The sequence below is a fragment of the Streptomyces sp. ADI96-02 genome (assembly GCF_003846185.1).
GTDB lineage: Bacteria > Actinomycetota > Actinomycetes > Streptomycetales > Streptomycetaceae > Streptomyces.
Genome location: NZ_ML123034.1, coordinates 5244413 through 5249370, shown reverse-complemented (window position 1 = coordinate 5249370; position 4958 = coordinate 5244413). Strand labels below are relative to the sequence as shown.

Genomic DNA, 4958 nt, shown 5'->3' with positions numbered 1-4958 from the left:
AACGACTCAGGACACAAGGGGGATCATCACCGTGCCGGACGAAGACCGCATCACTGTTAATTTCGCCACTTTGCAACAGCTTTCGGGTGACCTGGAGGGCATCCTCCGCATCCTCAACGAGAAGCTGGAAACGTTGTACGATCGGACCGCGAAAGCCGTGCTGAGCTGGGACGGTGAGGCACGCGAAGCGTTCATCGACGAGCTGGACAAGTGGAGTCACTCCGCCGGCGACCTCAAGGCAACCCAGGCTTGGCTCCACGAGGTCGTGGTGAAGGGGCACCTGAACTACGCCGCGGCCAACAGGTCCGTACTCGAAGGCTGGGGAGGCGGTGCCTGATGGCCGACCCTTCCTCACCCGCCCAGCCGCCGGGTGGTAGCGGCACCATCGACGTCAAGCCGAGCGACCTCTGGTCGGTCTCCGGTCGGGTCGCCGCACAGCAGGACTTCCTGGTACGGGGTGCCAAAACGCTTCTCGAGGAGCTGAGCAAGTACCCCGACGCAGGCGGTGCCGGCACCGAGGCCGAGAAGTTCGCCCAGGCGTACAAGAAGATCGGCAATCGCTGGCTGGAGGTCTGGGGTCGGTCCGTGCTCAGCGTCGGCGGTGTGGCACTCGGTTTCACCGAGACAGCCAACGCCTACACCAAGGCCGACGTCGCGGCCCACCCCAAGCCCGGCAAGACAGCCGAGCAGCGCCCCCGGCCCACGGTCATCGACAAAGCCCCGAACCTCGGCTCCATCCCCGACATCAAGTGGGGCGACGACGACGGCGGCGACGACATCCTGCGGGGCTTGATGGAGGGCATGCCCGAAATCGTCCGGGATCTTCTCCATCCCTTGTGCAAGCACGTCTTCCGGGTCGGCAGGGTGGCAGACGTTTACCCCTATCCCGAACAGCACTATCTCAACTCCCTCTGCCACAGCTGGATGAGAGTGTCCGTCACTGCCTCGCTGGGGGCGGACCAGCTCACCCAGGCTGTTGGTGCTATCACCAACCACCAGCAGGCCGAGTGGGAGGCCGCGATGCGGACCTTCTGCAGCGCCCTGTGGGGAGGAACGGCCTGGGGGCAGCGACAGCACGGCTACCAGTGGGCGCAGACCGCCAACTCCGGTCCGGGCACGCCACGCGTCCCCACGGGCAGTCAGCCCGTCCTGGCCGTACTGAAGGACACGGCCGATGACATCGCCACCATCCTGCGCGAGTACGCGGAAGCCGCCGTCGACCTGAACCGCGACGTCAAGGACGAGCTCGACCGCGCCATGTGGAAAGCCGCCAAGGACATCATCGAGGACCTGGCCAAGCCCAAAGATCTCAAGAGCGCGCTCGGTGCCGCCACATCTCTCCTCGGCAGCGGCGCCGGCCTGCTCCTGTCGTTCGACGTCAAGACGGTACTGAACCTAGACACCGGCAAGCTGAACGGGATCGTCGCCAAATACACCGGCATCCTGGACGGCCTGACCACCCGCATGAGGGCGCTGGAAGGGCCGCTGGACGAGGCGTACCGCAGCGCCCCCAAGTTCGAGGCCGGCGTCGCCCGTGCGCACGGCTTCGGTACCCGGGCCCTGGAGGAATTCAAGGACTCGAAAGTCTGGCTGAAGGTTGATTCGAACGGCAACTACGACCTGAATCTCGCCGCCAACGAATATATGGCGAACGGCCATACTTTGGACAAGCACGTCGGAAAGACGGACGAGCAGTTGGCGCAGCGCATGCGTGACCAGCAGTCGGGCGGCCCGACAGCGGCCTGGCCCCATGGCAAGCCGATGCCCAGCGGCTCCTCCGCCTTCCCGAGCTACCAGCGCGCCGAGGAATTGACTGAGCGCAACCTCAACACGAACAAGGCCGCCATCGAGGCATGGATCAAGGGGCCTCCGCCGGCCTCCAACGGCGACGTCAAGTCGTTCTACGACACGGTGCCCAGCGGCGAGACCAGTGGCCGCAGCGTGAGTAAGCAGCCGGTGGACCCCAACGACCCTCTGTCCGGGTACAAGCAGGGCGGTCTGAATGCCAAGGCGTACGACGTAAGCGGTGTCGACACGCGTATCCGCTACGACAGCAGCCGCAACCCTCCGTTCACTGTCATGACGTCGATGCCCTCCAAGTCCTAGCGAAAGCCGAGAAAGGCCAGCACCACATGTCCGTCGACCAGACGTCCTGGGAAGCCGCGGTACGCCACTTGTACGAGGACGCGTACCCGTACGACGCCACGGGCCCGCGTCGCCACGAGAACTGGATCCTCGACGTCCTCGCTCTGATGGCCCGGACCCCGGACCCCCGCGGTTGGACCGGTCTCGATGACGCGGCTCAGAACTCGGAGCGCGAGGCGTCCCCCACCTACCCCTTCGTCGCCCACCCGCCGGAGTACATCGCGAGCCGCCTCCAGGAGATCGATCGGCACAGCGCCGAGAACCTGCTCCTGGCCCTTACGGATGACGGCTGCACCCTGTCCAACCTGAGGCGCTTCGCCGAAAGCGAGGCGGCACTGAGGGCGATGGCGCGCACGATCCTCACGCGCTACGGGGACTCCGCCTGTTTCCACACCAACGTCAATAAGCCCGGTCACGTGAGCGGCACGCTCGACTTCACATCGTCGGGCTGGGCGTACAGCCCGCTGAGCGTGTACTCGGAGGACTACGGCCTGATCGTCGTCTCGGACACCGAGGTGGGCATGTTCTGGAACTTCGCCGACTACTGAACCGCCTGCCACCCGTGGGAGCTCGGCTCCTGGCGAGGCAATTTGAGAGGATGCCCCGTGCTGACCCGATCCGCCTCCTATCCCGACCGGGAGACCGCCCAGTGGGCCACCCAGCAGGTGGTGACCGCCAACGAACAGGCCGTCCACCGCTGGCTCGCCCAGAACACCCGGGTCCGCCTCACCATCGAGGCAGCCTGGCCGTCCCGTGAGGAGCCCGTGGGCCGGGTCCATCTGGAGGGCGACCTGCTGGCCGGGCACGGCCCCGTCGATGTGCACGCGGCGCGCGTGGTGCTGCGCCGCGAAGCGGCGAGTCCGCTCGGCTTCGTCGTCCACACGACCGTCCCGTTCTACCTGTAGGGGTCACCCGCACATGTCCATGAAGCCCCTCGAACACGACCGGCGGTACGGCGAGCTGGACCAGGTGATGCGCGCGTACCTGGGTCAGCCGGCCGACGACGACCCGGAGCGGCGCAGTCGCGCCCTGGACGCGTATCTCCGCCATACCTGGCATACCCGCCCCTCGGCCATCGCAGAGGCGGAGCGACAGCTGCGCGAGTACAGCCGCAATCCTCCAGGCCGCATCCGGCAGGAGCTGGGTGAGTTCTACTCGATCCCGGACACCGGAAAGCACCAGTCGGACATCGGTGACTGGCTGACAGTGCTGGCCGACCACCTGAAGAGGAGCATCGAGGAGGGCGACGTCCCGGAGCCATCGTCCCCGCAGACGCACTGGGAGTGGCACGCCCGTTTTCCGGAGACCGCGCAACTGCTGGGGGGCTGGTTCTCGCAGGACATCGTTGACGAGTTTCGCGGCCACGACGCCGCAGTCGCCGACTACGCCGGCACCACAAACCCGCAGTTGGTCACCCGCCTCGTGGGTGAACTGCACGAGTTGCTCGCCCTCCCCCTAGACGAGGGGGACTACGCCCTAGCTGCCGCCAAACTCGGCATGGAGGTCAGCCCACCGGAACCGTTCTCTCACGGCGCCTGGTTCCAGTCGCTGGCGGCGACGCTCTCCGGTATCTGATCCGGCTGAGCGGTCGCGGAACGGGCTCTCCACAGCTGCAGGATGGCACGAACATGGACAGCACCTCAGGGCCGAGCCCTCGCGAGACACAACCTGAAGGTCCGTCCGGCCGGTGACCGCAGTCCTTTGAGAACATCGCCAGGGCCTCAACAGAGCAACCCGGAGGAGACACAGGCGATCCGCAGTCCGAAGGCGGATGTATCTCAGCGCCCTGACCGCACCGACCGGGACCAGGACGGCTACACCGACCTGGCCACCCGGGCGGCCAGATGCCTTGCGGCGGCCAAGAAACCTCTCCGCCATGATGACGCGACGACCCATACTGCGCCGTGGTTTCGAAGCTCACCTGACGCACCATAAGGACGAGCGTCAGATGAGCGTCGAGCCCGTCGTGCGCCATTCCCACACGAAGACCAAGCCGCTCCGCGGCAGCGGCCAGGCGCTCTGCGAGTGGTTGAACTCCCGCAAGGACTAACGGTCTGTACCCCAGCGCTCGCGATCTGCTGGACACCCACGTCCCCGTCAACCTGGTCACCGACAGCGAGGTGGAGAGTCTCCTGGAGACTCTCCTGGAGACCGTACATGCGGGACGGCGCGCACTGCGGACCACGATGTCGGGAACCCTGCCCAACCTCTTCGACAGCGGCGAACGGGACGTCCAGGGGGTTCGGAACGAGATCAGGGCCGCCGCCCACGAGGCTGGCCTGATCGGCGAACTCGTGCGCCCGTTGGACAACCCGATCTCGCGCGCCAAGTGGAGCTTTCCGTACCACGCCGCCGCGCTGTCCCGTCGGTACCGGGTCAGCACGCATCCGGCGGAGCGGAAAGACGGACTGCTCAAGCTGGGCGAGGGTCTGGCCCGGGTGCTAGGCGTGCTGGCGCTCACCGAGCTGGCCGCGTGGAACGGCTTCTCCCGAAACCTGCGGGAGCTCTTCCTGCTAAATGAGGCACGGGACGACCAGCTGACGCTCCGCAGCCTTGAGGAGCATTCGCTGGAGATGACGTACGGCCCGCCCGAGTAGCTGCGGAGGCGAGGCTGGGCGACCTGGCGCGGGACCGGATCGACCGGGAGTACGCGGAGCCGCTGAAATGCTCCTTGAACTGGCGACACTGGGGATGATGGCGGGAAGACTTTACACTGCCGTCGTAACGGCTGTGGTCGACAACAGCCCGATGCACCCGTACGGAGGGCCCCCGCACGCCTGGTGCCCGTAGTGCCCCTAGTGTCCTGAGTCGTT

General features: G+C 66.4%; 6 protein-coding genes. All 6 read left to right on the top strand.

Features of this window, described 5'->3' with window-relative positions; all coding sequences use genetic code 11:
- The first annotated feature begins 31 nt into the window (after positions 1–31).
- The 6 genes from EES43_RS23160 to EES43_RS23135 all read left to right on the top strand — a co-directional run bounded on the left by EES43_RS23160 (position 32) and on the right by EES43_RS23135 (position 4742).
- A complete protein-coding gene (locus tag EES43_RS23160; RefSeq protein ID WP_124270497.1) occupies positions 32–337 on the top strand; it encodes a WXG100 family type VII secretion target in 306 nt (101 codons plus the stop codon).
- Positions 337–2106 carry an RNase A-like domain-containing protein gene (locus EES43_RS23155; RefSeq protein ID WP_124270496.1) on the top strand — a complete coding sequence of 590 codons (1770 nt, stop codon included), beginning with the start codon at positions 337–339 and terminating at the stop codon, positions 2104–2106. Before EES43_RS23160 ends, EES43_RS23155 begins: the two co-directional genes overlap by 1 nt.
- A gap of 26 nt (positions 2107–2132) precedes the next feature.
- A complete protein-coding gene (locus tag EES43_RS23150; protein ID WP_124270495.1) occupies positions 2133–2693 on the top strand; it encodes a hypothetical protein in 561 nt (186 codons plus the stop codon).
- 57 nt (positions 2694–2750) lie between these two features.
- Complete coding sequence (locus EES43_RS23145) at positions 2751–3050, top strand: RNase A-like domain-containing protein (RefSeq protein WP_124270494.1); 300 nt, start codon at positions 2751–2753, stop codon at positions 3048–3050.
- 13 nt (positions 3051–3063) lie between these two features.
- A complete protein-coding gene (locus EES43_RS23140; protein ID WP_124270493.1) occupies positions 3064–3720 on the top strand; it encodes a contact-dependent growth inhibition system immunity protein in 657 nt (218 codons plus the stop codon).
- 545 nt (positions 3721–4265) lie between these two features.
- Positions 4266–4742, top strand: a complete 477-nt coding sequence (locus EES43_RS23135; RefSeq protein ID WP_124270492.1) for a hypothetical protein — start codon at positions 4266–4268, stop codon at positions 4740–4742.
- Positions 4743–4958 lie beyond the last annotated feature (216 nt).